This window comes from Amycolatopsis sp. NPDC047767, assembly GCF_040704195.1.
Lineage (GTDB): Bacteria > Actinomycetota > Actinomycetes > Mycobacteriales > Pseudonocardiaceae > Amycolatopsis.
Genome location: NZ_JBEYSJ010000008.1, coordinates 193,940 through 220,037, shown reverse-complemented (window position 1 = coordinate 220,037; position 26,098 = coordinate 193,940). Strand labels below are relative to the sequence as shown.

At 70.8% G+C, this 26,098-nt stretch carries 27 protein-coding genes; 3 read left to right on the top strand and 24 right to left on the bottom strand.

Going from position 1 to position 26,098, the window contains the following annotated elements:
• Window positions 1-35: 35 nt before the first annotated feature.
• The 6 genes from AB0878_RS17455 to rpsB form a co-directional block, all read right to left on the bottom strand.
• Entirely contained in the window at window positions 36-1,370 is a 1,335-nt protein-coding gene (locus AB0878_RS17455) for an MFS transporter (protein ID WP_366580931.1), read from the bottom strand.
• A gap of 115 nt (window positions 1,371-1,485) precedes the next feature.
• Window positions 1,486-2,403 (bottom strand): phosphatidate cytidylyltransferase, encoded by a 918-nt coding sequence (locus AB0878_RS17450; protein WP_366580929.1) that lies wholly within the window; start codon window positions 2,401-2,403, stop codon window positions 1,486-1,488.
• Entirely contained in the window at window positions 2,403-2,960 is a 558-nt protein-coding gene (frr, locus tag AB0878_RS17445) for a ribosome recycling factor (RefSeq protein WP_364060056.1), read from the bottom strand. The genes AB0878_RS17450 and frr overlap by 1 nt, the downstream gene beginning before the upstream one ends.
• 49 nt (window positions 2,961-3,009) lie before the next feature.
• Window positions 3,010-3,753 carry a UMP kinase gene (pyrH, locus tag AB0878_RS17440; RefSeq protein ID WP_326569352.1) on the bottom strand — a complete coding sequence of 248 codons (744 nt, stop codon included), beginning with the start codon at window positions 3,751-3,753 and terminating at the stop codon, window positions 3,010-3,012.
• Window positions 3,754-3,890: 137 nt separating this feature from the next.
• On the bottom strand, window positions 3,891-4,706 hold the full coding sequence (tsf, locus tag AB0878_RS17435) for a translation elongation factor Ts (RefSeq protein ID WP_366580927.1): 816 nt from the start codon (window positions 4,704-4,706) through the stop codon (window positions 3,891-3,893).
• A gap of 82 nt (window positions 4,707-4,788) precedes the next feature.
• A complete protein-coding gene (gene rpsB, locus AB0878_RS17430) occupies window positions 4,789-5,670 on the bottom strand; it encodes a 30S ribosomal protein S2 (RefSeq protein ID WP_366580925.1) in 882 nt (293 codons plus the stop codon).
• 763 nt (window positions 5,671-6,433) lie between these two features.
• On the opposite strand from rpsB, the gene AB0878_RS17425 reads away from it, so the two are divergent.
• Window positions 6,434-6,991, top strand: a complete 558-nt coding sequence (locus AB0878_RS17425; protein WP_366580923.1) for a M23 family metallopeptidase — start codon at window positions 6,434-6,436, stop codon at window positions 6,989-6,991.
• Window positions 6,992-7,003: 12 nt separating this feature from the next.
• On the opposite strand, the gene AB0878_RS17420 is transcribed toward AB0878_RS17425, so the two are convergent.
• The 17 genes from AB0878_RS17420 to ffh all read right to left on the bottom strand — a co-directional run bounded on the left by AB0878_RS17420 (window position 7,004) and on the right by ffh (window position 22,033).
• A complete protein-coding gene (locus tag AB0878_RS17420; protein ID WP_366580920.1) occupies window positions 7,004-7,852 on the bottom strand; it encodes a FliA/WhiG family RNA polymerase sigma factor in 849 nt (282 codons plus the stop codon).
• 109 nt (window positions 7,853-7,961) lie between these two features.
• A complete protein-coding gene (locus AB0878_RS17415) occupies window positions 7,962-8,975 on the bottom strand; it encodes a tyrosine recombinase XerC (RefSeq protein ID WP_366581118.1) in 1,014 nt (337 codons plus the stop codon).
• A gap of 469 nt (window positions 8,976-9,444) precedes the next feature.
• On the bottom strand, window positions 9,445-10,626 hold the full coding sequence (gene dprA, locus AB0878_RS17410; RefSeq protein ID WP_366580918.1) for a DNA-processing protein DprA: 1,182 nt from the start codon (window positions 10,624-10,626) through the stop codon (window positions 9,445-9,447).
• Window positions 10,623-10,772, bottom strand: a complete 150-nt coding sequence (locus tag AB0878_RS17405; RefSeq protein WP_366580917.1) for a hypothetical protein — start codon at window positions 10,770-10,772, stop codon at window positions 10,623-10,625. Before AB0878_RS17405 ends, dprA begins: the two co-directional genes overlap by 4 nt.
• Complete coding sequence (locus AB0878_RS17400) at window positions 10,769-12,280, bottom strand: YifB family Mg chelatase-like AAA ATPase (protein ID WP_366580915.1); 1,512 nt, start codon at window positions 12,278-12,280, stop codon at window positions 10,769-10,771. Before AB0878_RS17400 ends, AB0878_RS17405 begins: the two co-directional genes overlap by 4 nt.
• 511 nt (window positions 12,281-12,791) lie before the next feature.
• On the bottom strand, window positions 12,792-13,172 hold the full coding sequence (locus AB0878_RS17395; protein ID WP_366580913.1) for a YraN family protein: 381 nt from the start codon (window positions 13,170-13,172) through the stop codon (window positions 12,792-12,794).
• A 458-nt stretch (window positions 13,173-13,630) separates the two neighbouring features.
• Window positions 13,631-13,954: a DUF2469 domain-containing protein gene (locus tag AB0878_RS17390; RefSeq protein WP_003096226.1), complete on the bottom strand. Its 324-nt coding sequence runs from the start codon at window positions 13,952-13,954 to the stop codon at window positions 13,631-13,633.
• Window positions 13,951-14,829, bottom strand: coding sequence for a ribonuclease HII (locus tag AB0878_RS17385; RefSeq protein ID WP_366580911.1), 879 nt, complete (start codon window positions 14,827-14,829; stop codon window positions 13,951-13,953). The genes AB0878_RS17390 and AB0878_RS17385 overlap by 4 nt, the downstream gene beginning before the upstream one ends.
• Window positions 14,830-14,871: 42 nt before the next feature.
• Complete coding sequence (lepB, locus tag AB0878_RS17380) at window positions 14,872-15,783, bottom strand: signal peptidase I (protein WP_366580909.1); 912 nt, start codon at window positions 15,781-15,783, stop codon at window positions 14,872-14,874.
• A gap of 31 nt (window positions 15,784-15,814) precedes the next feature.
• On the bottom strand, window positions 15,815-16,183 hold the full coding sequence (rplS, locus tag AB0878_RS17375) for a 50S ribosomal protein L19 (RefSeq protein WP_360599997.1): 369 nt from the start codon (window positions 16,181-16,183) through the stop codon (window positions 15,815-15,817).
• 167 nt (window positions 16,184-16,350) lie between these two features.
• Window positions 16,351-17,097 carry a tRNA (guanosine(37)-N1)-methyltransferase TrmD gene (gene trmD / locus AB0878_RS17370; RefSeq protein WP_366580907.1) on the bottom strand — a complete coding sequence of 249 codons (747 nt, stop codon included), beginning with the start codon at window positions 17,095-17,097 and terminating at the stop codon, window positions 16,351-16,353.
• Window positions 17,098-17,613 carry a ribosome maturation factor RimM gene (gene rimM / locus AB0878_RS17365; protein ID WP_366580905.1) on the bottom strand — a complete coding sequence of 172 codons (516 nt, stop codon included), beginning with the start codon at window positions 17,611-17,613 and terminating at the stop codon, window positions 17,098-17,100.
• Between the two features lie 21 nt (window positions 17,614-17,634).
• Window positions 17,635-17,874: an RNA-binding protein gene (locus AB0878_RS17360; protein WP_003103110.1), complete on the bottom strand. Its 240-nt coding sequence runs from the start codon at window positions 17,872-17,874 to the stop codon at window positions 17,635-17,637.
• Window positions 17,871-18,314 (bottom strand): 30S ribosomal protein S16, encoded by a 444-nt coding sequence (gene rpsP / locus AB0878_RS17355; RefSeq protein WP_220237800.1) that lies wholly within the window; start codon window positions 18,312-18,314, stop codon window positions 17,871-17,873. Before rpsP ends, AB0878_RS17360 begins: the two co-directional genes overlap by 4 nt.
• 216 nt (window positions 18,315-18,530) lie before the next feature.
• Window positions 18,531-19,322, bottom strand: a complete 792-nt coding sequence (locus AB0878_RS17350; protein WP_366580902.1) for a type II CAAX endopeptidase family protein — start codon at window positions 19,320-19,322, stop codon at window positions 18,531-18,533.
• A 96-nt stretch (window positions 19,323-19,418) separates the two neighbouring features.
• The gene (locus AB0878_RS17345; RefSeq protein WP_366580900.1) at window positions 19,419-20,492 is read right to left on the bottom strand and encodes an amidohydrolase family protein; all 1,074 of its coding nucleotides are present in this window, start codon (window positions 20,490-20,492) and stop codon (window positions 19,419-19,421) included.
• A complete protein-coding gene (gene ffh, locus AB0878_RS17340) occupies window positions 20,489-22,033 on the bottom strand; it encodes a signal recognition particle protein (protein ID WP_366580899.1) in 1,545 nt (514 codons plus the stop codon). Before ffh ends, AB0878_RS17345 begins: the two co-directional genes overlap by 4 nt.
• Before the next feature lie 218 nt (window positions 22,034-22,251).
• Between ffh and AB0878_RS17335 the strand changes: the two genes are divergently transcribed.
• Window positions 22,252-24,045: an ABC transporter ATP-binding protein gene (locus AB0878_RS17335; protein ID WP_366580897.1), complete on the top strand. Its 1,794-nt coding sequence runs from the start codon at window positions 22,252-22,254 to the stop codon at window positions 24,043-24,045.
• Between the two features lie 9 nt (window positions 24,046-24,054).
• Complete coding sequence (locus AB0878_RS17330; RefSeq protein ID WP_366580895.1) at window positions 24,055-24,507, top strand: MarR family transcriptional regulator; 453 nt, start codon at window positions 24,055-24,057, stop codon at window positions 24,505-24,507.
• 361 nt (window positions 24,508-24,868) lie between these two features.
• Here AB0878_RS17330 and AB0878_RS17325 read toward each other — a convergent pair whose 3' ends face one another.
• Window positions 24,869-25,249: a hypothetical protein gene (locus tag AB0878_RS17325; RefSeq protein WP_366580893.1), complete on the bottom strand. Its 381-nt coding sequence runs from the start codon at window positions 25,247-25,249 to the stop codon at window positions 24,869-24,871.
• Between the last annotated feature and the right edge of the window lie 849 nt (window positions 25,250-26,098).

The window sequence follows — 26,098 nt, the reverse complement described above, 5'->3', positions numbered from 1 at the left end:
GTTTTTCGACGACTGAGTTTTTCGATGACCGGGCCTCACGACGAGCGGGGCCGCAGCAACCCCGTCAGCAGCACGATCCCGCCGTAACCCCCGGCGACGACCCACATCGCCGTGCCCGGCAACAGCCCGCCGACGAGCGCGACCCCGATCGCCCCGCCGGTCTGGCGCGCCGCGTTGAGCACGCCCGCGGCGATGCCCGCCTTGCCCGGCAACGCGTTCATCGCCAGCGACGTCATCGCGGGCATCGCGAGCGAACAGCACCCGAAGACCACGGAGAACACGACCAGCAGCACCGGCGACGGATCAGCCGGCAGCAACGCGAGGCCGGCCGAGCCGGCCAGCGCGACGAGACCACCGGCGACGATCGGCCGGCGCTCGCCGAACCGGTGCGTGAGCCGTCCGCTGAGGAACGCGTTGAGCCCCACGGCCAGGGTGAGCGGTACCAGCGCCAGGCCGGCCTCGAGCGCGCCGAGGTGCCACTCGCGTTGGAGGAACAGAGCGAGGCAGAACAGCGTGCCGTAGAGGCAGAAGTTGAACAGGCCGCCGATGGCCGTCGCGACGGCGAAGGACCGGACTTTCAGCACACCGAGCGGCAGCACGGGCGCGGTGATCACCTTTTCCGCCGCTACGAACGCGATCCCCGCGGCGACGCCCGCGCCGATCAGCACCAGTGTGGTCGTGGCGGTCCAGCCCGCGTGCCCGGCTTCGATGAACCCCGCGACCAACGTGGCCAGAGCTGCCGTGCCGAGGATCTGCCCGACGACGTCGAGCCGGGTACGCCGGTGCGGCGTCGTTTCCGTGACGTGCCGGCGGGTCAGCCAGATCGCGATCAGGCCCACGGGCACGTTGACGGCGAACACGAGCCGCCAGTCGGCCAGCCCGACGGCGAGACCGCCGAGCACCGGACCGGCCGCGAGCCCGACCCCGCTCATGCCGCCCCACACGCCGAGCGCGCGAGCCCGGGCGCCGGCTTCGGGGAACTGGTGCACGATCAACGCCAGCGACGAGGGCAGCAGCGCGGCCGCGCCGGCCCCCTGCACCGCACGCGCGGCGACCAGCCACGGCAGTGAATCCGCTGTGGCGCAAGCGATCGAGGCCAGCACGAACACCGCGGTGCCGATCTGGAACACGCGCCGCGAGCCCCACCGGTCGCCCGCTTCACCCCAGGTGAGCAGGAACGCGGCGAGCGCGACGGTGTAGGAGTCGACCACCCACTGCAGCGCGGCCGTGGACGGTTCACCGAACTCGGCGCCGATGGCCGGCAGCGCGAGGTTCACGATGGTCGCGTCGAGCGTGATCATCACGAACCCGAGGCACACCGCCGCGAGCGCGAGCCGGGCCGAGGAACGTTCGCGGGTCGAAGTGGTCATGCTCCGAGTCAAGCCCGCGGACACTTCGATGGTCCACGAAGCGTTCGCTACCGCTGGGAGGCCGAAGCTCCCAGCGCAGGTCCGCGCGTCGGGCCGATCGGGGAGGTCAGGCGCGTCACGCCGGGACGAACGCCGACAGCAGCAGCCAGGAGACCACAGCCGAGGGCAGCAGCGAGTCGAGGCGGTCCATGATGCCGCCGTGGCCCGGCAGCAGCGTGCCCATGTCCTTGATGCCGAGGTCGCGCTTGATCAGCGACTCGACGAGGTCGCCCAGCGTCGCGGTGAGCACGATCGCCGCGCCGAAGACCGCGCCCTGCCAGGTGTGGCCGTGGAGCATCAGGCTGATCGTGAGGATGCCGGCCACGATGCCGGCGACCATCGACCCGGCGAAGCCCTCCCAGGACTTCTTCGGGCTGATGGTCGGTGCCATCGGGTGTTTGCCGCCGAGCACGCCGGCGATGTAGCCGCCTGTGTCGGAGGCGACCACGGCGATGAGGAACGTGAGGACCCGGCCGACGCCGTCTTCCGGTGGGACGAGCATCGCGGCGAACGCGCCGAACAACGGCAGGTACGCGCTCGCGAACACCGACGCCGAGATGTCGCGCAGGTAGCCGTCGGCGCCGCCCGGCAGCCGCCAGAGCAGGCAGGCGAGCACCGTGATGACGAACGCCGTGAGCGCGCCCGCGCGGCCGAACGGCCAGGCCAGCCAGATCATCGCCTGGCCGCCGACGAGCACGGGGATCATCGCGACCTTGATGTTCGCGACGCGCTTGAGCACGCCGGCGAACTCGAAGGTGCCGACCCCGATCGCGATCGCGATGACCCCGATGAAGATGAAGCGGACGGTGAGCAGGGAAACGATGATGGCCGCGCCGAGCACCAGGCCCACGCCGATGGCCGCGGGCAGGTTGCGCCCGGCCCGGGAGTCCTTCTTGGCCGGCTCCGGCGGTCCGCCCGGTTCGGGCTTGTCAGCCGGCTCCGGCTGCGGGGTGTGCTCCACCCGCTCGTCTCGTTCCTCGCTCACCTGGCTCATCAGACCTCGAGCAGCTCGGCTTCCTTGTGCTTCACCAGCTCGTCGACCTGGTGCACGTAGGTGTCGGTGAGGTTCTGCAGCTCCTTCTCGGCGCGCGCGACCTCGTCCTCACCCGCTTCGCCGTCCTTGGCGATCCGGTCGAGCTCTTCCTTGGCCTTGCGGCGGATGCTGCGGATCGACACGCGGGCGTCCTCGCCCTTGCCCTTCGCCATCTTCACCATCTCCTTGCGCCGCTCCTCGGTGAGCTGCGGGATGACGATGCGGATGACGTTGCCGTCGTTGCTGGGGTTGACGCCCAGGTCGGACTCTCGGATGGCCTTCTCGATGGCACCGAGCTGCGTCTGGTCGTAGGGCTTGATCAGCGCCATCCGCGCCTCGGGCACGTTGACACTCGCCAGCTGGTTCAGCGGGGTCATCGCGCCGTAGTACTCGACGACGATGCGCGAGAACATCGACGGGGTGGCCCGGCCGGTCCGCACCGACGTCAGGTCGTCCTTCGCGACGGACACCGCTTTTTCCATCTTCTCCTCGGCGTCGAGGAGGGTCTCGTCGATCACGGCTACTCCCGGTGTTGTGATGGTCGAACCTGTGCTGATCCCAGCAGGTCTAGGCCGACGCCCCGTCGGCGGGGGTGCTGACCAGCGTCCCGATCCTCTCACCACTCACCGCACGGGCGATGTTCCCCTCGGTGAGCAGGTTGAAGACGATGATCGGCATGTTGTTGTCCATGCAGAGGCTGAACGCGGTGGCGTCGGCGACCTTGAGGCCGCGCTCCAGCACTTCGCGGTGGCTGATCTCGTGGAACATCGTGGCGCTCGGGTCGGTCTTCGGGTCGGCGGTGTAGACACCGTCCACGGCCTTGGCCATAAGCACGGCCTCGCAGCCGAGCTCCAGCGCGCGCTGCGCGGCGGCGGTGTCGGTGGAGAAGTACGGCATGCCGACCCCGGCGCCGAAGATGACCACGCGGCCCTTCTCCAGGTGCCGCTCGGCGCGGCGCGGGATGTACGGCTCGGCGACCTGGCCCATCGTGATGGCGGTCTGCACGCGCGTGGGCAGGCCTTCCTTCTCCAGGAAGTCCTGCAGGGCCAGGCAGTTCATCACGGTGCCGAGCATGGCCATGTAGTCGGCGCGGTCACGGTCCATCCCCCGCTGGGACAGCTCCGCACCGCGGAAATAGTTGCCACCGCCGATCACCACCGCCACCTGCACGCCGGTGCGCGCGACCGCGGCGATCTGGCGCGCGACGGAGTGGACGACGTCGGGGTCGACCCCGATCGAGCCGCCACCGAACATCTCGCCGCCCAGTTTCAGCAGCACCCTTCGGTAGCCACCGTCGACCCGGTCACCCATCTGTGTGTCGCCTCCTGTGTTCGATGGCCGCCGTTTCCCCTTTGTGAGGGGCGCCGGGCGGCTGGACCCGACTGTGCCCCCGTCCCCGCACCGCGGAGACGGGGGCACAGTGGCAGAACCTAGTCCCAGTACCTCGCTCAGGCCTGGCCGACCTCGAACCGGGCGAACCGGGTCAGGGTCACGCCGGCCTCGTCGAGCAGGGCCTTCACGGTCTTCTTGTTGTCCTTGACCGACGGCTGCTCGAGCAGGACGTTGTCCTTGTAGTACGCGGTGACCTTGCCTTCGATGATCTTCGGCAGGGCCTGCTCCGGCTTGCCCTCTTCACGGGCGGTCTGCTCGGCGATGCGGCGCTCGTTCTCGACGATCTCGGCCGGCACCTCCTCGCGGGTCAGGTACTTCGCGCGCAGCGCGGCGACCTGCATGGCGGCACCGCGGGCGGCTTCGGCGTCGTCGCCGGTGAACTCGACGAGCACGCCCACGGCCGGCGGCAGGTCCGAGCCGCGGCGGTGCAGGTAGGTGGCGGTCTTGCCCTCGAACGCGACGACGCGGCGCAGCTCGAGCTTCTCGCCGATGCGGGCCGAGAGCTCCTGCACGGTGTCGATCACGGGCTTGCCGTCGAGGTCGGCGGCCTTGAGGGCCTCGACGTCGCTGGTCTTGAGGGTCTTGGCGACCTCGACGATCTTCGCGGCGAGCTGCTGGAAGTCGTCGTTCTTGGCGACGAAGTCGGTCTCGGAGTCGAGCTCGATGAGCACGCCGCCTTCGCCGGTGACGAGGCCCTCGGCGGTGGCGCGCTCGGCGCGCTTGCCGACGTCCTTGGCACCCTTGATGCGCAGGAACTCGACGGCCTTCTCGAAGTCGCCGTCGTTCTCCTCGAGGGCCTTCTTGCAGTCCATCATGCCGGCGCCGGTCATCTCGCGCAGGCGCTTCACGTCAGCGGCGGTGTAGTTCGCCATCGTGTTGAATCCGTCCGTTTCAGGTACGTGTGAGGTGATCAGCGCCCGGGTGGCCCTGCGCGGGCCACCCGGGCACGGTCGATCAGGAGTTGGCCGGGGCCTGCTCGGTCACGGCTTCGGGGGCCGCCTCGGTGGCGGCCTCGGTCGCGGCAGCCGCCTCGGTGGCGTCGGCCGCGGCGGTCTCCGAACCGGCGAGCAGCTCCTTCTCCCACTCGGCCAGCGGCTCGTCCGACACGCCCGGCTCCGGCTTCGCGTCGGCCGACGCGCCGCCACGGCTCGAACGGGCCATCAGACCGGCGGCGGCGGCCTCGGCCACCACCTTGGTGAGCAGCGCGGCCGAGCGGATCGCGTCGTCGTTGCCCGGGATCGGGTAGTCGACCTCGTCCGGGTCGCAGTTGGTGTCCAGGATCGCGACGACCGGGATGTTCAGCTTGCGAGCCTCGCCGACGGCGATGTGCTCCTTCTTCGTGTCGACGATCCACACCGCGGACGGCACCTTGGCCATGTCGCGGATACCGCCGAGGGTCTTCTCGAGCTTGTCCTTCTCACGGGTGAGCGTGAGGATCTCGCGCTTGGTGAGGCCGGCGAAGCCGCCGGTCTGCTCCTGGGCCTCGAGCTCCTTCAGGCGCAGAAGGCGCTTGTGCACGGTCTGGAAGTTGGTCAGCATGCCGCCGAGCCAGCGCTGGTTCACGTAGGGCATGCCCACGCGCGCGGCCTCGTTGGCGATGGCTTCCTGAGCCTGCTTCTTCGTGCCGACGAACATGATCGTGCCGCCGTGCGCGACGGTTTCCTTGATGAACTCGAACGCACGGTCGATGTACGTCAGCGTCTGCTGCAGGTCGATGATGTAGATGCCGTTGCGCTCGGTGAAGATGTAGCGCTTCATCTTCGGGTTCCACCGACGCGTCTGGTGCCCGAAGTGCACGCCGCTGTCGAGCAGCTGCTTCATGGTGACGACGGCCATTGCCGGAATCACACCTTCTCTGTAGTCGCGCACCCCCGCGGTTCGCGCCCGCGGACGTGCTCATTCGGTTTGTCGCTCGCGGCCGGGTGACCGCTCGCCCTGGTGCTCGTGCCGGCATCCGGACCCCGCGGTTCTCGATGTGCCAAGAACCCCAGGGACCGCCGGGCGCCGTGCGACTCTCCTCCGTCCGGGCCTCCGCTGATCTTCCGAGCGGAACCGGCCGGGGCCGCGCGCACGAGCACGCGAAGTCAGCCCAGCGAGTGGGCTGCGGGAAAGATTCTACCCCCTGCCACCAGGGACGCCCCCACCGGCAGCGCTCCCGCCCGGCAGAGTTGTCCACAACTCGAGCCACCTGTGGATAACTCACCTTGTTGGCAGGGTGCCGGTCCGCGCGTGCCTCATGATCGAACCCGTGACGACGACCTCGTGTTCCTCGACGCGTTCCTCGACGCCTCAGCCGCGCTTTGTCCTGCGGCGCGGCGCTTTGTGGGCGCTGCGTGTTCTGTGGCCTTCGGGTGGTGTGGGCGCTTCTGGTGCGCTCGCGGATCCGGGTGCTGCGGGTGTTCTGGTCGCTTCAGGCTCCCCGCGCGCTCCCAGTCCCTCACTCGTTTCGGACGGCTCGTGTGACTCGGCCGGCCTGGGTGCTTCGGGTCCGCTCGGCCGCCCGGATGCTCCCCTGGCTTCCCGGGCAGCGCCGCCCGAGGGACCTCGGCGGGGCCGGCACCGGCGTCCGACCGAGCCGTTGTGGATGCGGTGGCTCGAGGTGTTGGGCAGGGCCGCGGCGCGGACCCGGCTGGTGCTGGTCGCCGCGCTCGTGTTGCTTGCCGTGTTGCCCGGCGCGTGGGCCGGGAGGGCGCTCGCCGATGTCCCGCCAGCGCCGGATGTCGGCGCGCAGGCGGGGCGGTTGGCGTGGCCGCTCGCGCCCCGGCCGAAGGTCACGCGGTTCTTCGAGCCGCCGGCCACGGTCTACGGGCCCGGCCACCGCGGGGTCGATCTGGAAGCCGCGGCAGGACAAGAGGTTCTCGCGGCTGACATGGGCGTCGTGATCTTCGCGGGTGAGGTCGGGGGCCATGGCGTCGTCGCGGTGGATCACGACGGGGGCCTGCGTACGACCTACCTGCCGCTCACCCCGAGCGTGGCCACCGGCGATCAGGTGTACCGCGGCCAGCCGCTCGGCACCGTGACTGCCGGGCATCCCGGCTGTCCGACCACCACGTGCCTGCACTGGGGTGCCCGCAGAGGAGAGGAGTACATCGATCCGCTGGCCCTCGTCGGCGTGCCGGGCCGGGTCCGGCTGAAACCGTGGGCCGACCCGCAGTGACCGGGCGGGCGATCAGGTGCTGGGTTGCTCGGTGAGCTTGGCGCGCAGCCGCATGACGGCGCGGGTGTGGAGCTGGCTCACGCGGGACTCGGTGACGCCCAGGACCTTGCCGATCTCGGCGAGCGTGAGGCTTTCGAAGTAGTAGAGGCTGACCACGATCTTGTCGCGCTCGGTCAGCTGGGCGATGGCCTCCGCGAGCTGCCGGCGGTTGTCCTGGTCGACGAGGACAGCGACGGGGTCGACGGCGCCGTCGTCGGGGAGCGTGTCGACGAGCGAGCCGCTGTCCCTGCCGGCCGCGACGAGGTCCTCCAACGCGACGACGCTGGTGAGCTGGAGCTGGCCGTAGAAGTCGCGCAGGTCGTCGAGGCCGATGTTGAGCTCGGTGGCCAGCTCGGCGTCGGTGGGGGTGCGGTGCAGGCGCGCGCCGAGGCGTTCGAGGGCGCGCTCGGCCTCCTTCGCCTTGCTGCGCACGGCGCGGGGCACCCAGTCCTGGGAGCGCAGGTCGTCGAGGATCGCGCCGCGAATGCGCTGCATCGCGTAGGTCTCGAACCGCAGCCCCCGCGCGGGCTCGAACTTCTCGATCGCGTCGACGAGACCGAAGATGCCGGACTGCACGAGGTCGCCAACGTCGACGTGCGTCGGCAGGCCCGTGCCCACGCGGCCGGCGACGTACTTCACCAGGGGCGCGTAGTGCAGCACCAGCCGGTCGCGCGACACCTGATCCGGCTTGTCGGCGAACTGCTGCCACAAGGCCTGGATGCCCGCGTCGACGTCATGACCGGGGCGCCCGTCCTCGCTGACGGCGCCCTCGCCTCCGGCAGTGCTCACTCCGGCGTCCGTGACTTGCGGCGTGGAGGTCATTGCACGGTTGTTCTCGGCATGCGGCTCAGTATGGTCTCCGTGCTCGTGCGGATGCGCGTGCGCCAGTGGTTCGGCCTCGGGTTTTCCGGCCGAGCCGCCACCGGCCTCGTCAGGCCCGTGGGTGTGCTCGGTCATGGATCGCCTTCAGCCGATCGACGGTCACGTGAGTGTAGAGCTGGGTCGTGGCAAGCGTAGCGTGACCGAGCAGTTCCTGAACGCTCCTGAGATCGGCACCTCCTTCCAGCAGATGGGTCGCGGCCGAGTGACGTAGGCCGTGTGGCCCCATGTCGAGTGCTCCGGGTACCGCAGCCACCGCCTCGTGCACCACGCGCCGTGCCGCGCGCGGATCGAGCCGGCTGCCGCGAACCCCCAGGAAGAGGGCCTGTTCCGACTTCGGCCCGGCCAGTTCCGGGCGCCCCGCTTCGAGCCACGCGGTGAGCGCCTCGGCCGCCGGAACACCGAACGGCACCGTCCGCTCCTTGTCCCCTTTCCCGATCACCGAGACGACACGCCGCCCGAAATCGACCGCTCCGACGTCCAGACCACACAACTCCGACACCCGGATGCCACTCGCGTAGAGCAGCTCGACGAGCGCACGGTCACGCAGCGCAACCGGATCCCGCTGCGCGGCTCCCTTCGCGGCCGCCTGCATCAGCTCGTCGGCCTGATCGGCCCGCAGCACGCCCGGCAACGTCCGGTGCGCCCGCGGCGCCGCGAGCCGCCCACCCGGGTCCGCCTTCAGCGCGCCCTGGCGGTGGGCCCACGCGGTGAACGTCCGCGCCGCCGCCGCCCGCCGCGCCAACGTGGTCCGGCCCGCGCCGTCGGCTCGCTGTCCGGCAAGCCACGCGCGCAGCAGCCCGATGTCGAGATCGCCGAGCCCGCGGCCGTCGTCCTCCGCCCCGGTCAGGAACCCCAGCAGCGACACCACGTCGCCCACGTACGCCCGCACCGTGTGCGGCGACAGCCCCCGCTCCAACGCCAGGTGCCGCTCGTACTCGGCCACCAACGCCCGCTCCGGCCCGGGCAACCCCTCGCGCACCACCCGCAGATCCGGCCGCCGCGGATCTTTCCGACCCCCCGACGCACGCGGGGCCCCGTCCCGGCGGGCGCTCGCTGACGACATGGCGATCACGCTGCGCGAACCACCGCCCTAGGTCAAGCATCGCCACGCCGTTCTCCTCTGTGTGGCACGGACATTCGGTGCGAGCGAGCAATGCGCCGGCGGACCGAGCGCCGCGGTGGCTGCCGTTTACCGAGGTGCGAGTGGGTGATGCGGCGCCAGCGGCTGCCGCACGCACATGCCGACGCCAAACGGGCGGTGCGCCGACCGGCCGAGCACCCCGGTCGTCGCCGTTCGCCGAGGTGCGAGCGGGTGGTGCAGCGCCGACGGGTGCGGTATCGCGCGACCGAACGCCGTGTCCGGCGCGGATCAAGATCCTGCGGACCGGCGCGGATAGCGGGCGGCAGCGCCGGGCGCAATCCGGCATCGAGCGGTCGGACCCGTGAGCGAAGTTCGGTGTCGCTCGCTGCGGACCGATTCGCGGCCACGTGCCGCCGTTTGGCGAGCGGCTGAGTGGGGCGATCGGAGCCGGTCATTTCGGTGCCGAGCGGACGATGCGGCGCCAGCCGGTGTCGCCGCGGACGGTGAAGCCGTCGATTTCCAGTTCGGGCAGGAGGGCGCGCACGCGGTCGACCGGGACGCCCGAGGCGGTGGCGACTTGGTCGGCCGAGCGGCCGGCGCCGGGGACGAGGGCTTCGTAGACGCGGAGGGCTTCCGGGGCGAGGACGTCGGTGGGGCGGCGCGGCCTGGGCTTTTCCGGTTCGGGTGCGGGGCCGAAGCGGCCGACGGTGTCGATCACCTCGTCGACGGAGGTGACGAGGGTGGCCTTGCAGTCACGGATGAGGGCATGGCAGCCGGCGGAATTGGCGGACTGGACGGGGCCCGGCAGCGCCATCACGACTTTGCCGAGGACGCCCGCGGTGGTGGCGGTGTTGCGGGCGCCGCTGCGGATGCCGGCTTCGATGACGACGGTGCCGTCGGTGAGGCCGGCGATGAGGCGGTTGCGGACGAGGAAGCGGTGGCGCGCGGGCGGGGTGCCGGGGGCGTACTCGCTGACGACGGCGCCGCCGTTGTCAGCGATGCGCTTGAGCAGGTCGACGTGGCCGGCGGGGTAGCCGATGTCGACGGCGCAGCCGAGCACGGCGACCGTGACGCCGTCGGCGCCGAGGGCACCGCGGTGGGCGGCGCCGTCGATGCCGAGGGCGGCGCCGGAGAACACCGGGACGCCGCGGGTGGCGAGACCGTGGGCGAACTCGGCGGAGTTGTGTTCGCCGTAGTTGGTCGCGAGGCGCGCCCCGACGACGGCGACCGCGCGGTCGGCCGCTTTCGCGAGGTTCGCGCCGCCGCGGACCCAGAGGGCGAGCGGGGCCGCGACGTTCTCGACTCCGCGGCCGCTCGCGACCGCCAGCGAGAGCAACGGCCACGCCGGCCATTCGTGGTCCTCGGGCACGACCAGGCGGGCCTGGGTTTTCGCGGCCGTCTCCAGGTCTTGCTCGGCGAGATCGACTTCGCGCCGGGCGGCGGTTTCGCGGCGGACCTTTTCCGGGCAGTCGCCGCTGCGGACGCGGGCCGCCGCCTCGACCGGGCCGCGTTCCCCCACGAACGCGACCAACGCCGGCGCCGGGGGCTCGGCGACGCGCAGCAAGTACGCGCGGGCGAGGCGTTCTTCGTCGGTGGCGGTGGCGACGGGCTGTTCGGTGGGCAGGGCCGTCATGCCGCACCTCGCAGTCTCACGAGCGACAGCCGGCGCGGCGCGAGGACGGCGCGGACGCGGGCGGGATCGCGTTGGGGCGGGTTGTGGGGATTCGGGACGAGACGCAGGTGGCGTTTCACGGCGGATTCCTTTCGGGGGCGGGTCATGCGGCGGTCCTTTCGCGGAAGTCGAGCGCGGCGGCGACGTGGTCGGGGGTCGGGTGGGGTGTGGCGGAGAGGTCGGCGAGCGTCCAGGCGATGCGGAGGCAACGGTCAGCGCCGCGAGCCGTGAGGAGGCCGCGGTCGAGAGCGCGGTCGAGCAGGGCGGTGGTCGCCGACGGCAGCACGAACTCGCGGCGGAGGGCGGGGCCGGGGACGTCGGAGTTGGCGCGCCAACCGTGCGTGCGCCAGCGGTGGGCGGCGCGATCGCGGGCGGCCAGGACGCGGGCGCGGACCGTCTCGGAAGATTCGGGCGCCGTGGACTGGTGGGCGGAGATGGCGGTCAGCGGACGCAGCCGCACGCGGAGGTCGACGCGGTCCAGCAGCGGTCCGGAAATCCGCCCGAGGTAGCGCCGGCGGACGATCGGCGAGCAGATGCAGTCGGTCTCACGCGGCGGCGCGCAGGGGCATGGGTTGGTGGCGAGGATGAGCTGGAAGCGGGCCGGGTAGCGGACGGAGCCCTTCGTGCGGGCGATGCGGACCTCGCCTTCTTCGAGCACGGTGCGCAGCGAGTCGAGGCGGTGGCCGCTGAATTCGCAGACCTCGTCCAGGAACAGCACGCCGCGATGGGCCCGGCTGATCGCGCCGGGCGTCGCTATGCCGCTGCCCCCGCCGACGAGCGCCGCGACAGTGATCGAGTGGTGCGGCGCGACGAATGGCGGCACGGTCACCAGCGGCGACGCCTTCGACAGGGAACCGTCGATGGAGTGGATCGCTGTGACCTGCAGTGATTCCTCTTGGGACAACGCGGGGAGCAGGCCTGGCAGGCGTTTGGCGAGCATGGTCTTGCCGACGCCGGGTGGGCCGGTGAGCAACAGGTGGTGCCCACCCGCGGCGGCGACCTCCAGGGCCCAGCGGGCTTCCGGTTGGCCGACGACGTCGGCGAGGTCCGGTACTTCCGGCGGCTCCGCCGCGACGGGTTCGGGGCTCGACTCGAGTTCGCCTTCGTCCTTGAGCCACGCGACGAGGTCAGCCAGGCGCGAGACGCCGGCAACTTCGAGGCCGTCGACGAGCGCGGCTTCGTAAAGCGACTCCGTCGGGACGACGGCTCGCTCGTAGCCGGCGGCCCTTGCGGCCAGGAGGCCCGGCAGCACTCCGCGGACGGGTCGGATGCGGCCGTCGAGGGCCAGCTCGCCGAGGAGGATGGTGCGGAGGAGCTTGGTGGCCGGGACGGCTCCGTTCGCGGCGAGCACCGCGGCGGCGATGCCGAGGTCGTAACCCGAGCCGACCTTGGGAAGGTTGGCCGGCGACAGGCCTAGCGTGACTTTGCCGTCCGGCCAGGGCTGGCCGGAGTTGCGGACGGCCGAGCGCACGCGGTCCTTGGCTTCTCTCAGACCGGCGTCGGGCAGGCCGACCAGGGTCACCCGGCTGAGCCCGCCGCCCAGGTCGGCCTCGATCTCGATCACGCGGCCTTCGATGCCGAGAAGCGCGACGCTCCAGGCTTTGGCGATGGGCATCAAGCCACCTCCGCGACGGTCGACTGGGTGGCTTCGCTGAAGTAGCAGTGGTGACGTCGGAGATCGAGCGGCGCGCGGCCGTGAGTCCCTTCGATGGGAACCACGCCGCGGCCGGAACCCATGCAAGTCAACGGAACCCCATCGTTCGCGGTAATCACACAGGTCTCCGAGGCAGGTTCGGCATGGCGGCTCCACCGCGACGCATAGCCGCAGGCAGTCTTGGTGGTGGTAGAGCCATGCCCAGCGACGACAACGCGAGCCGCTCGGCTGAGGTCGAACCCGAAGCTCGGCACTAGTGCACGACGGTTCGGCTTGGCGATGGACAAGATGCCGCCAAAAGCAGAGAAGTGAGGCACTGAAGCCCGGGCCGGCGCGATGTGGTGGTTCCGGGCCAGCGCAACGGAGGGCTGCTTCCCGAGCGCGCCGGCTTGGCGGGAGTCGTGAGGGCCGGCGGGGTGGGACAGGTGCGGGTGCGGCACCGGCGGGAGGTGGTGGGCGGTGGCGATGGGCATCAGAAGGCTCCCGCGATGTGGTGGACCTGCGGGTGGGCCCCGGAGGGGGCGAAGACGGTCACGACGTCGTAGCGGGTGCGGCACCAGCCGATGCGGTGGGCGCGCAGCCAGCGTTGGGCGGCGCGGTGGATGCGGGTGATCTTTTCGTCGGTGACGGATTCCGCGGGGGTGCCGAAGGTGTTGGTGGCGCGGGTTTTGACCTCGCAGAAGACGACCCGGTCGCCGTCGGCCAGGACGAGGTCGAGTTCGCCCTCGCGGCAGAGCCAGTTGCGGCTGAGTACCACCAGGCCGGCGTTCTGCAGGTGCCGGGCCGCCAGGTCTTCGCCCCAGCGGCCGAACGCGCGGCGCCACTGGGCGGCCGGGTCCGGGCCGTCGTTCATCGCTCCCCCTCGGTGCGCCGTCGCCGGGCCTTTGCCGGGCTGTCACGGTGCGTGTGCGATCAACCGTCGCAGAGTGACGGAGGACGGTGCCAGAGCCGAAGAGTCGAGCTGTGGACAACTGGGGGGTTGTGGATAAACGAGGCAAGAGGAGCGAAAGGCGGCGTGAAAATGTCGGGGTCGGGTGCTAGCGACTGGCACCGACATTTTCACCAGGCAACGGAGCAGGTCGCGGTGGCCGCCGCGGCGCGACGAATCGACGGGGGCGGCAATGCGGGGGCGGGCAATGCGGAGCCGGCCAAACCGAGGCATCGAGCTCCGGGACATCGATGCCACACACAAGCCGCGCAGACGGCTCGAAATCGGCGTTCCAGCAGGCAGCCGGGGCTGACGAGGGCCCAAGACACACACCGGCCACCCGGGCGCGAAGCCCGGGTGGCCGGTGAAAACCGTGTGAGACCTCAGCCCGAGAAGGGGCCGTCCTCGGGGAGGCGCAGGTCGGGTTTGTCGAGTTCTTCCACGTTGACGTCCTTGAACGTGATGACGCGGACGTGCTTCACGAAGCGGGCGGGGCGGTACATGTCCCAGACCCACGCGTCCGACATGCGGACCTCGAAGTACACCTCGCCGCCGCCGTCGCGTACCTGTACGTCGACTGCGTTGGCCAGGTAGAACCGCCGCTCGGTCTCCACCACGTACGAGAACTGGCCGACGATGTCGCGGTACTCGCGGTACAGCGAGAGCTCCATCTCGGTCTCGTACTTCTCGAGATCCTCTGCGCTCATGAAATCCGCGCCCCTCCTCGCGTTCGTCTTGCTGCTCCGGCGGCGGAGCGTTCATTCTTACCCACCGAGCGGGCCAGGGCACGGACCGGCGCGCTCGGGTTTTCCCGAGAACCATTCTCCTCTTCGGCGGCTTCCGAAGCCGCGTTCTCCAGAGCAGCGTAGGTGAGCACGACCGGGTGCGGTGGGGTGAGTCCGTGTGCGAGGGCCGCGGTGGCCACATTCGTGTAGGACCAGCGGTGCGCGGGGCTCGGGCCGTGCTCGGTGAGAGCCCGCAGGTGGTCGGCGGTGCTGTAGCCCTTGTGCACGTCGAAGCCGTAGTGCGGCAGCTCGTCGTGCAGGCCGGCCATGATGCGGTCGCGCGTCACCTTCGCGAGCACCGACGCGGCGGCGATGCTGGCCACGCTGCGGTCGCCCTTGATGACCGCGACGTTGGGCGCCGGGATGCCCGGCACGGGGAAACCGTCCGTGAGCACATACCCCGGATGTTCGCGCAGAGCGACGACCGCGCGCCGCATCCCCTCGAGGTTCATCACCCGGATGCCGAGCAGGTCGACCTGTTCGGACGGGATCACGATCACCGCGTAGTCGAGGGCGCGCTTGAGGACCAGGTCGTAGACGCGGTCGCGGGCCTTGGCGGTGAGCAGCTTCGAGTCGGTGAGCTCCGGCAGTCGCGCGCCGTCGCCGGGGCGCAGCACGCAGGAAGCCACCACGAGCGGGCCCGCGCACGCACCGGCGCCGGCCTCATCCACCCCGGCGACGGGGCCCAGGCCACGGCGTTCGAGAGCACCCTGCAGACCCCAGAACAGCTCGCCACGCACGACGGCGCGCGGCGGCCGCAGGGGTTCGGCCGGGGTTCGGGGAGCGGGAACGGTCACAACTGCAATACCCGTCTGACGGACCTTCTCGGGTGGGGCACCCTAACGTCTCGCCTTGCGCAGGCCCGCCTTCACCCGCCGGCCGACGAACAGCGTGGGCACAGCGGCGGCGAACCCGACGCCGAGCGGCAGGCCCTCCTGCCACGCCGGGGCACCGAGGGCCACCGGCTGGGCGTCGGCCTGCGGATCGTGGTCCGTGACCCCGCCCCAGCGGCTCGGCGGGAACACGATGATCCGGGCCTTGCCGATCACGTCGTCCACGGGCACGGCACCATTGGCACCGCCGCCGCCCTGGAACCGCGAGTCGGACGAGTTGTTGCGGTTGTCGCCCATCACCCACAGGGTGCCTTGCGGCACCTTGACCGGCGCGAACGAGTCCTGCATCGCGTGGTCGGGGTTCTCCCAGTGGATGTACGGCTCGTCGAGGGCCTTGCCGTCGACGATCACGCGGTTCTGCGGATCGCAGCACTGCACGGTCTGGCCGCCGACGGCGATCACGCGCTTCACGAAGTCGCGCTCGTCCGGCGGGGCGAAACCCACCAGCGAGCCGAGACCCCGCAGGCCGCGGACGATGATGTTGCTGGATTCCTGCGGCGCGATCTCGTTCTCGGTCCACGCGGGCGGACCCTTGAACACGATCACGTCACCCGGCGAGGGATCCGTGAAGTCGTAGGTGACGCGGTCGACCAGAATCCGGTCGCCCGTGCAGCCGGGGCAGCCGTGAAGCGTGGCCTCCATGGACCCCGAGGGGATCATGAAGACCTTCGCCAGGAAGGCCTGGATCAGGATCGTGAGCACCAGGGCGATCGCGATCAGGATCGGCAGTTCCTTCCAGAACGACCGCTTCTTCTGAGGCTTGCCCCGCCGGTGGGACCCCCGACGTTCCTCGGAACGAGACTGTTCCGAGTCGTCGGGGTCGTCCTCATCGGCGTTCTGGGGCACGGGGTCGACCACGTCGCCAGGCTACCGGGTACCGCGTGGGCACTCAGGAAGCAGAGGTGGTCTCGCGGTTCTCGCGGCGCTCCTTGATCTTCGCCTTCTTGCCGCGAAGGTCGCGCAGGTAGTAGAGCTTCGCGCGCCGCACGTCGCCGCGCTTGAAGACCTCGACCTCGGCCAGGTTCGGCGAGTGCACCGGGAAGGTGCGCTCGACGCCCACGCCGAACGAAACCTTGCGCACGGTGAAGGTCTCGCGGACGCCGCCGCCCTGGCGACGGATCACGACGCCCTGGAAGACCTGGTTGCGCTCGCGGTTGCCCTCGATGACGCGGACGTGGACCTTGAGCGTGTCGCCCGGACGGAAGTCCGGGATGTCGGAACGCAGTGACTGCGCGTCCAGCGCGTCCAGGGTGTTCATCGGTGGTCCGTCCTCGTCGATTCGGTAGTGCTTGCGTACGTCTCCCCGGGCGCGCAGCAGTGCTGCGGCCGTACCCGGGAGCTGATGGCGGGCTCGTGAACGAGGCGGTCCACTCACGCCAACCTGTCGATTATGGCAGAGGCGCTGGTGCTCGCTTCGCACGGGGTCTAGCCGAGGTCCTCGCCGAGCCGGTCGAGTACCTCGTGATCTCGGCTGTTCAGACTACCCTCCGGCAACCGGGCCAGGAGATCCGGGCGCCGCAGGGCCGTGCGTTCCAGCGCCTGGTCGCGCCGCCAGCGCTCCACGAGCGCGTGGTTCCCGGAGCGCAGCACGTCGGGCACCGCCAGGTCGCGCCACACTTCCGGGCGGGTGTAGCTGGGGCCTTCGAGCAGCCCGTCGGAGAACGAGTCCTCGGCCGCCGACCGCGCGTTGCCGAGCACGCCCGGCAGCAGCCGGACCACGGCCTCCACGATCACCAGCACCGCGGCCTCCCCGCCGACCAGCACGTAGTCGCCGATCGACACCTCGTCCACGGGCATGCGGCGCGCGGCGTCGTCGACCACCCGCTGGTCGATGCCCTCGTAGCGGCCGCAGGCGAAGACCAGGTGCTTCTCCTCGGCGTACGCGTGGGCCAGCTCCTGTGTGAACGGCTTGCCCGCCGGCGTCGGGACCACGAGCCGCGTGTCGGGCCCGCAGACCTCGTCGAGTGCCGGGCCCCAGATCTGGGGCTTCATGACCATGCCGGGGCCGCCGCCGTACGGCGCGTCGTCGACCGCGCGGTGGACGTCGTGGGTCCACTCGCGCAGGTCGTGCACGCCGATCTCGATGAGGCCGCGGTCGATCGCCCGGCCCAGCAGCGCGGCGCGCAGCGGGTCGAGGTACTCCGGGAAGATCGTGACGACGTCGATGCGCATCTAGGCCTCGTCCAGCAGGCCTTCGGGCGGGTCCAGCACCACGCGCCCGCCCGCGACGTCGACCGTCGGGACGATCGCGCGCACGAACGGCACGAGCACCTCACGACCGTCGACGTCGAGCTCCAGCAGCTCGCCCGCCGGCGAGTGGACGACCTCGACGACCTTGCCCACGACCGTGCCGTCGGCCAGCTCGGCGCTGAGGCCGGCCAGCTCGTGGTCGTAGAACTCGTCGGGATCGTCCGTCGGCGGCAGGGTGGCGGTGTCGGCGAGCAGCAACGCACCGCGCAGCGTCTCCGCGACGTCGCGCGTGAGGACCTCCTCGAAACGCACCAGCAGCCGCCCGCTGTGTTCGCGGGCGGCTGCGATGGTGAGATCCCTCTTGCTGCCGTCACGCAGCTGCGTCGTGACGACCGCACCGACGGCGAACCGCTGCTCGGGCGAGTCCGTGCGCACGTCCACCGCGAGTTCCCCGCGAATGCCGTGCGCCTTGGCGATGCGACCGACTACGACGTCCATCCTGACCGTTTCCGAAAGGGCTCAGCGATCGGTGTCGACGACGTCCACGCGGACGCCGCGGCCACCGATGCCGCCCATCACGGTGCGCAGAGCGGTCGCCGTGCGACCGCCCCGGCCGATCACCTTGCCGAGGTCGTCGGGGTGCACGTGCACCTCGAGCGTGCGGCCACGGCGAGTGGTCAGCAGCTCGACCCGGACCTCGTCCGGGTTGTCGACGATCCCGCGCACCAGGTGCTCGAGGGAGTCAGCGAGAAAACTCACTCGGACTTCTCGCCCTCAGCGGCTTCGGCCTTCTCGGCCTCGGCCTTCTTGGGAGCGGACTTCTTCTTCGGCGTGGTGGCCTCGGCGGAGGGCTCCTCGCCGGCCGCGGCCAGCGCCGCGTTGAACAGGTCCTGCTTGGACGGCTTCGGCTCGGCCACCTTCAGGGTGCCCTCGGCGCCCGGCAGGCCCTTGAACTTCTGCCAGTCGCCGGTGATCTCGAGGATGCGCTGGACCGGCTCGGTCGGCAGGGCGCCGACGCCCAGCCAGTACTGGGCGCGGTCGGTGTCGACCTCGATCAGGCTCGGCTCTTCCTTCGGGTGGTACTTGCCGATCGTCTCGATGGCCTTGCCGTCCCGGCGGGTGCGCGCGTCGGCGACGATGATGCGGTAGTACGGCGCACGGATCTTGCCGAGGCGCTGCAGCTTGATCTTGACGGCCACGGGTGTGGGTACTCCTCAGTGCTGGTGCAGGGTGGGCGTACGTCGACCGCGTGGGGACACGATCACGGGCGCCCGAAACAGGAGCCCCCGAACGGTGAGAGGGTCCGGACGGAAGCGGGCAAGCGAACATTCTGCCAGATGGCTCGAAGTGCCTGCGCAGGGCCTCGCAACAGCGGCCCGGGCCGACGTGACACCCACGCCACACCCACGCCACATTTACGCGACGCCGAGCGAGCTGAGCAGGATCGCGACCGAGGGCAGGAAGTTGTTCATCGAGTGCGCCACCACACTGCCCGGCAGCCGGCCCGTCGCGAAGCGCGCCAGGCCGATCGGCACGGCGATGACCAGCAGGAGCGTGGTCCGCAGCGGTTCGAGGTGGCTGGCGGCGAACACGGCCGTGGACAGCAGGAAAGCCGCCATGCGGCCCCATCGCTCACTGCGCCACTGCAGCCGCTCCACCGCGCCCCAGAGCAGGCCGCGGTAGATGACCTCCTCGCAGATCGGCCCGAGCAGCCAGAGGTAGACGAACGTCACGATGGCCGCCGACACCGACATCTTCCGGTCGTCCACCAGCGCGCTGATCGCCGACGTCGCGTCGGCCGAGCCCACGATCTCGGTCCACACCCAGGCGCTCAGCGACGTGAGCACCAGCCCGAGCAGGCCGAACTTGAAGCCGATCTTCACGTCGGACCAGCGCCACTCCAGGCGCAGGTCGAGCTTGGGCCCGTTGCCGCGCACGACCGTGGCCAGCAGCGCGACGCCCGCGGCGATCATCGCGGGCAGCATCGTGCCCAGCAGCACCGTGCGGATCGGCAGTGGCTGACCGGCCGGGGGATCGCCCAGCAACGCGCTCACGAACGCGGCCGACGCGATGAGCACGGCCTCCACGAGCAGGAACGCCCCGAAGCCCCACCGGTGCGGCGGGAACTCGCGCGGGGTGGCCACCAGGTCCTCCGGACGGATCGGCGTGGCACCCGGAATCGGTTCCCGGGGCTGGGAAGTGGTCACGCCCGCCCTCCGGTGATCGCTCGGCTCACCGGTCGAGCCTAGCCGCCGAGGAGACTTCGCACAGTACTCGGGCGATCACCGGCGCAGGACGTTGTTTCAGCCGAAAACCGTGCCCCGCAGGACGATGTGCGACGGGTGGCGCAGCACCGCGAGGTCCTCCCGCGGGTCGGCCGGGTACACGATCAGGTCAGCCGGCGCGCCGTCCTCGATGCCAGGGTGGCCGAGCCACTCGCGGGCGGCCCAGGACGCGCTCGCCAGCGCCTGCTCGCGCGTCATGCCGGCGCGGTGCAGCGCTTCGACCTCGTCGGCGATGAGGCCGTGGGCGACCATGCCGCCGGCGTCGGTGCCCGCGAACACGCGCACGCCCGCCTCGACGGCGGAGGAGACCATGTCGGCGACGCCCGCGTGCAGCGCCCGCATGTGCGCCGCGTACGTGGGGTACTTCGTGGCCTGGTCGGCGATGCCGGGGAAGTTCTCGATGTTGATCAGCGTGGGCACGAGCGCCACGTCGCGGCGCGCCAGCTCGGCCAGCTGGTCCGGGTTCAGCGCGGTGCCGTGCTCCAGGCAGTCGATGCCCGCGTTGATGAGTCCGGGCAGGGCGGCTTCGCCGAAGACGTGGGCGGTCACGCGCGCGCCGAGCTCGTGCGCGACCCCGACGGCCTCGGCCAGCACGTCGTCGGGCCACAGCGGCGCGAGGTCGCCCTCGCCGCGGTCGATCCAGTCGCCGACGAGCTTGACCCAGCCGTCGCCGTCCCTCGCTTGCTCCGCGACGGCTTCGGGCAGCAGCGCGACGTCGTCCAGCTCGATGGCGAAGCCGGGCACGTAGCGCTTCGGCAGCGCGAGGTGGCGGCCGCAGCGGATGATCGTGGGCAGGTCGGCGCGCGCCTGCAGCGGCCGCACGTCGAGCGGCAGGCCGCAGTCGCGGATCAGCAGTGTGCCCGCGTCGCGGTCGGTCGCCGCCTGCTCGGCGGCCTCTTCCACCGGCACCGCGCCGCGCGGGCCGAGGCCCGGGTGGCAGTGGGCGTCGACGAGGCCGGGCACCAGGAACCCGCCGGTCGCGAGCGTTTCCGCACCGGGGACGGGCTCGAACGAGATGCGCCCGTCGGTGATCCAGAGCTCGCGCGGCGAGCCGTCGGGCAGGACGGTGCCGGAGACGTGCAACGCGCTCAATTGTTGCCCGGGTTCTTCGGCAGCTTGAACTTCGACGGGTCGAAGCCCGGCACGTCGTTCATGCCGCCGAGCTGCGACAGGTCGGGCATCCCGCCACCGGTGGGCATGCCACCCGGGGGCAGCATCGGCATGCCGCCGGGGAAGCCGCCGCGGACCTTGGGCTGCGTGGGGCCGCGCCCCTTGCCCTTCTTCCCCTTCTTGCCCTTGCGCGTCTTGCTGCCGCCACCGCCGCCGAAGCCGAAGCGCCCGGCCATCTGGGCCATCATCTTGCGGGCTTCGAAGAAGCGGTTGACCAGGTCGTTGACCTCGCGGACGGTGACGCCCGAGCCGTTGGCGATGCGCAGGCGACGCGAGCCGTTGATCAGCTTCGGGTCGTCGCGCTCGGCCGGGGTCATGCCGCGGATGATCGCCTGCAGCTTGTCGAGGTGCTTGTCGTCGACCTGCGCGAGCTGGTCCTTCATCTGGCCCGCGCCCGGCAGCATGCCGAGCAGGTTGCCGATCGGACCCATCTTGCGGACCGCGAGCATCTGCTCCAGGAAGTCTTCCAGCGTCAGCTGGCCACTGGTCAGCTTCGCCGCGGCCTTCTCGGCCTGGTCCTGGTCGAAGTGCTGCTCGGCCTGCTCGATGAGGGTGAGCACGTCGCCCATCCCGAGGATGCGCGAGGCCATCCGGTCGGGGTGGAAGGTGTCGAAGTCCTCGAGCTTCTCGCCGTTGGACGCGAAGAGGATCGGCTGGCCGGTGACCTCGCGCACGCTCAGCGCCGCACCACCGCGGGCGTCGCCGTCGAGCTTCGTCAGCACCACGCCGGTGAAGCCGACACCGTCGCGGAACGCCTGGGCCGTGGTCACGGCGTCCTGGCCGATCATGGCGTCGACGACGAACAGGATCTCGTCCGGCTGCACGGCGTCGCGGATGTCCGCGGCCTGCTTCATCAGCTCTTCGTCGACACCCAGGCGGCCCGCGGTGTCCACCACCACGATGTCGTGCTGCGCGTGCTTGGCCTCCGCGATGGCGCGGCGGGCGACGTCCACCGGGTCGCCGACGCCGTTGCCCGGCTCCGGCGCGAACGTGACGACCCCGGCGCGCTCGCCGACGACCTGCAGCTGCGTGACGGCGTTCGGGCGCTGGAGGTCACAGGCCACCAGCATCGGCGCGTGACCCTGCTTCTTCAGCCACATCGCGAGCTTGCCGGCGAGCGTCGTCTTACCGGCACCCTGCAGGCCGGCGAGCATGATCACCGACGGCGGGTTCTTCGCGAGGTTCAGCCGGCGCGTCTCGCCGCCGAGGATGCCCACGAGCTCCTCGTTGACGATCTTGATGACCTGCTGCGCCGGGTTGAGCGCCTGCGAGACCTCGGCGCCCTTCGCCCGGTCCTTGATCCGGGCGATGAACTCCTTGACCACCGGCAGCGCGACGTCGGCCTCCAGCAGCGCGATGCGGATCTCGCGCGCGGTGGCGTCGATGTCGGCGTCGGACAGCCGGCCCTTGCGAGACAGCGTCTGCAGGGCGGCGGTGAGCCGATCGGAGAGGGTGTCGAACACGGGTGTGCACGCTCCAGCTGGGTCGTCGTTCGCGTACCGGGTTTCGCTGGGCGACCCCGGCAACCTCCCAGGGTAGCGGTCCGGGCCGAGCTGCCTCGCGGGTGCGCGAACCTTCGACAGAAGGTTAGTACGCACATGCGTAATAACCTTGATCGCCACTCCCTGTCAAAGCAAGAAAAACGCTCGACTCGACAGCCCAAATCGGTAAACATCTGCGTATGACTTCAGCGACGACGCCGCGCCCTTCGCTGGCCGAACCGGAGGCGGACACCGACGAGAAAGTGCCGTTCAGCCGCATCGCCGCGCTGTTCCGGCCGCACCGGGCGCAGATGGCCGCGCTGTTCGCGCTCCTGGTGGTGCAGGCCGGGCTCGGCGTCACGTCGCCGTTCCTGCTGCGGGCGATCCTCGACGACGCGCTCCCCCACCGCGACGCGCTGCTGGTGAGCGTGCTGGCGCTGGGGATGATCGCCGCGGCGCTGGGCTCGGGCGCGCTCGGCGTGGCGACCACCGGCCTGTCGAACACGATCGGGCAGCGCGTGATGAACGAGCTGCGCGTGTCGGTCTACGGCCACCTGCAGCGCATGTCGCTCGGCTTCTTCACCCGCACCAAGACCGGCGAGATCCTGTCGCGGGTGTTCAACGACATCGGCGGCGTGGACAACGTGGTCACGACCACCGCGGCGTCGATCGTGCAGAACGGCACCACGGCGCTGGCGATCGCCGTCGCGATCCTGATCATGGACTGGCAGCTGGCCCTGCTCTCGCTCGTGGTCGTGCCGTTGTTCCTGCTGTTCACGCTGCGGCTGGGCGGCAAGCAGCGCAAGCTCGCCCGCGGCCGGACCCGGAGGATGGCGCGGCTGACGACGATCGTCGAGGAGTCCCTGTCCGTCACGGGTGTGCTGCTGGCCAAGACCATGGGCAACGAGCGGCAGATGCGGGAACGCTTCGCCGAGGAGTCGCGCGAGGTCGCCGCGCTGGAACGCAGTGCTGCGCTGGCGGGGCGCTGGCAGCGGGCATCGCGGGTCATGAGCCTCACGATCATCCCGGCGCTCGTGTACTGGGTCGCGGGGCTGGAGCTGGCGGGCGGTTCGGCGCCGGTTTCGCTGGGCACGGTGGTGGCGTTCACGAGCATGCTCAACCGGCTGCTCGGGCCGGCCACGGCCATGCAGACGGTGAGCCAGAGCGTGGCCGCGGCGAAGGCGTTGTTCGGGCGGATCTTCGAGGTGCTCGACCTGCGCGTGGAGATCGGCGACCGGCCCGGCGCCCGGCAGCTGGCCGTGCGCGAAGGCGCGGTGTCGATGCGGTCGGTGTCGTTCCGCTACGACGACGAAGGACCGTGGACCCTGCGCGACATCGACCTCGACGTGGCGCCGGGCACGACCACGGCGCTGGTCGGCTCGACGGGCTCGGGTAAGACCACGCTCGCCTACCTCGTCGCCCGGCTTTACGAGGTGACGGAAGGCCTGGTGGCCATCGACGGCACGGACGTCCGGGACGTCACGCTCGCGTCGCTGGCCGCGGGGGTCGGCTTCGTGTCGCAGGAGACGTACCTGTTCCACGCGTCGGTGCGGGAGAACCTGCGTTTCGCCAAGCCGGACGCCACCGACGCGGAGATCGAGGAGGCCGCGAAGGCCGCGCACATCCACGACACGCTCGCGAAGCTGCCCGAGGGCTACGACACGGTCGTCGGCCAGCGCGGATACCGGTTCTCCGGCGGGGAGAAGCAGCGGATGGCGATCGCGCGGATCCTGCTGCGCAACCCGCCCGTGCTGATCCTGGACGAGGCCACGAGCGCGCTCGACAACCGCACCGAACGCTCGGTGCAGGCGGAACTCGACCGGCTCGCCGCCGGCCGCACGACGCTGACCATCGCGCACCGGCTGTCCACTGTGGAGAACGCGGACCAGATCGTGGTGCTCGACGCCGGCCGGATCGTGGAACGCGGCACGCACCCGGAACTGCTGGCGCTCGACGGCCGGTACGCGCGGCTCGTGCGCGGGGAAACCGCCTAATGTGGCGGTATGCAGACCGAAGCCGACACCCGCCGTGCCGACGAGCTGGCCGAGCTGGCCCGCCATGTCCGGGAGGGAGTCGGGCGGCTCAACTGGCGCATGCGCTCGGAGGCGGACTCGCCGTCGCCGGGCCCGACGGTGCTGGCCGTGCTGTCGCGGCTCTACCGCGCGGGCACGCACACGCCGAGCGAGCTGGCGGAGGCCGAGCGGATGCATCCGCAGTCGCTGACCCGCGTGCTGGCTTCGTTGACGGCGCGCGGGTTGATCACGCGGACGGCGGACCCGTCGGACGGGCGGCGGTCCCTGCTCGACATCACGCACGCCGGACGCGTGGTGCTGCGGGACTACTCGATCTCGCGCGAGCAGTGGCTGGCGGCGGCGATGGAGCGCTCGTTGAGCCCCACGGAACAGCAGCTGCTGCGCATGGCCGCGGAGCTGATGGTGCGGATGGCGGATTCCTGAGCTCCCCCAGGGGTTCCGGGACGCGGCCGCTCCCCACGGCCGGCCCCGGAACCTTGACGGAAGGGCTCACCTCCCCGGGAGCCTTCCGCCGCGTGCACGCCAGACGGGTGCCCCGTCGCCCGCTCGCCAGACCCCCAGTACCGGGCGAACGCGTTCCGCCTTGCGTTGGGGAGAAGTCTGCCGGGGCACGGGCCGGCGGGGCAGTGTGAAGACCCCCAACCGGAGTTAGGTAGGACTACTCAAGCCGTGGTTCTTCGCGGCCTTCGGTGGCGCAGGTCGTGGCGACCACGGTCCTCCGGTGGAGGGATTTCGGCAAGCATGCGGTTCGAGGGCGGTTCCCTCGTGGGGTGCGCCGTCGGTGCTACAAGCGGGTGTCGGGGCCGGCGGACTCGCTCACGCACTCGAACGAGGGCTCGGCCTCGGCCAGTGCTTCGGCTGAACAGCCGACTGCGCATGCTGCTGCCTGGAGTACCTCGGTGACCACCTCGACGTCCACGGATGGCGCGGCCGCCAGCGCTCCATTGCGTACGTCGACGCGGCCCGCGAGGGCGGCGAGGGCGTGGGCTAGGGCGTGCTGACCTGCGACGAGTTGGGTGACTACTTCGGTGAGCTCGCGGAGTGTCGCGGTTTCGCCGTCGGTGCGTAAGGAGCCGGCTAGTTCTTCGGCGCAGGAACGCAGGTGTGCTGCGACGACGGTGGGTGGGAGACAGAGTCTTGGCAGGTTTTGCTCGGAACCCAGCACGTCACACCCCGCCCTCTGCACGGCTGCTCTGGACTCGCGCCATATTGCCACTGGGATTCGTGTTTGCTGGTGCGACACCCCGATCGTGTGATGGGTGGTGGGTGGTGTTTGTGGGTGGGGACGGTTGGGGGGGCTTGGGTGTTGGTCCGTTGGTCTGGGTCCTCGCAGGGCGTGTTGCGTCAGGTGTGCACCCCGAAGCTGGATTGTGTTGACGGCCGGTGAGCCGTTGTCAAGGCGGGAAAGCGTGCCTTGACAACGCCTCGCCGACCGCAAAGAAGCTTCGGATCGGGGTGCCGGGGCGGGTCTGGGTGCAGGTTTCGTCGCGTGGGTGGGCGGCGGTTGGTGGGGTTTGCGCGGCCTGAGTGGGGCGTGGGTTGGGTGGGCGGGTGGCGGTTGGGTGGGTGGCCAAAGCGCCCCAATGTGGCGTTCGGTGCGGTGGGCGCAACCAACGCCGCATTGGGGCGCGGTGGGTGGGGTGGGGTGTTTGCGAGTGGGGACGGTCAGGGGGTCGGGGCGAGTGTTTGGAACCAGGTGGCGAGGGTGGTGAAGTCGGCGTCGGTAAGGCCGGTGTGGGGGTCGACGCGGTGTAGCAGGGCGGCGGTGGGGTGGTGTGCGGACACCCAGGCGCGGTCGGCGGGTGAGATTTCGTCGTCGGCCCAGGCGAAGGGGCGGCCGGCGGCGAAGGTGAGCAGTGGGCGGGTTTTCCAGTGCAGGCCGTCGGCCTCTGAGTCGGTTGGGTCGTCGACGAGTGGCAGGGGTGGTAGGCCGAGGCGTGGGGCGATGACGTCGTTGGCGTCGGTGAACCAGGTTGTGGCCCAGACGAGGTCGCAGGGCAGCGCGGCGAGGCGA

Bases quoted from the DNA above. Each gene is read 5' to 3' on its own strand.
- AB0878_RS17420 (WP_366580920.1), bottom strand. From the start codon at position 7,852: ATGACCTCCACGCCGCAAGTCACGGACGCCGGAGTGAGCACTGCCGGA.
- AB0878_RS17395 (WP_366580913.1), bottom strand. From the start codon at position 13,172: ATGAACGACGGCCCGGACCCGGCCGCCCAGTGGCGCCGCGCGTTCGGC.
- rimM (WP_366580905.1), bottom strand. From the start codon at position 17,613: ATGGACGTCGTAGTCGGTCGCATCGCCAAGGCGCACGGCATTCGCGGG.
- rplS (WP_360599997.1), bottom strand. From the start codon at position 16,183: ATGAACACCCTGGACGCGCTGGACGCGCAGTCACTGCGTTCCGACATC.
- AB0878_RS17405 (WP_366580917.1), bottom strand. From the start codon at position 10,772: ATGACCCGCCCCCGAAAGGAATCCGCCGTGAAACGCCACCTGCGTCTC.
- AB0878_RS17455 (WP_366580931.1), bottom strand. From the start codon at position 1,370: ATGACCACTTCGACCCGCGAACGTTCCTCGGCCCGGCTCGCGCTCGCG.
- AB0878_RS17335 (WP_366580897.1), top strand. From the start codon at position 22,252: ATGACTTCAGCGACGACGCCGCGCCCTTCGCTGGCCGAACCGGAGGCG.
- dprA (WP_366580918.1), bottom strand. From the start codon at position 10,626: ATGACGGCCCTGCCCACCGAACAGCCCGTCGCCACCGCCACCGACGAA.
- AB0878_RS17450 (WP_366580929.1), bottom strand. From the start codon at position 2,403: ATGAGCCAGGTGAGCGAGGAACGAGACGAGCGGGTGGAGCACACCCCG.
- trmD (WP_366580907.1), bottom strand. From the start codon at position 17,097: ATGCGCATCGACGTCGTCACGATCTTCCCGGAGTACCTCGACCCGCTG.
- AB0878_RS17390 (WP_003096226.1), bottom strand. From the start codon at position 13,954: ATGAGCGCAGAGGATCTCGAGAAGTACGAGACCGAGATGGAGCTCTCG.
- AB0878_RS17400 (WP_366580915.1), bottom strand. From the start codon at position 12,280: ATGCCCATCGCCAAAGCCTGGAGCGTCGCGCTTCTCGGCATCGAAGGC.
- rpsB (WP_366580925.1), bottom strand. From the start codon at position 5,670: ATGGCCGTCGTCACCATGAAGCAGCTGCTCGACAGCGGCGTGCACTTC.
- AB0878_RS17330 (WP_366580895.1), top strand. From the start codon at position 24,055: ATGCAGACCGAAGCCGACACCCGCCGTGCCGACGAGCTGGCCGAGCTG.
- tsf (WP_366580927.1), bottom strand. From the start codon at position 4,706: ATGGCGAACTACACCGCCGCTGACGTGAAGCGCCTGCGCGAGATGACC.
- AB0878_RS17415 (WP_366581118.1), bottom strand. From the start codon at position 8,975: ATGTCGTCAGCGAGCGCCCGCCGGGACGGGGCCCCGCGTGCGTCGGGG.
- pyrH (WP_326569352.1), bottom strand. From the start codon at position 3,753: ATGGGTGACCGGGTCGACGGTGGCTACCGAAGGGTGCTGCTGAAACTG.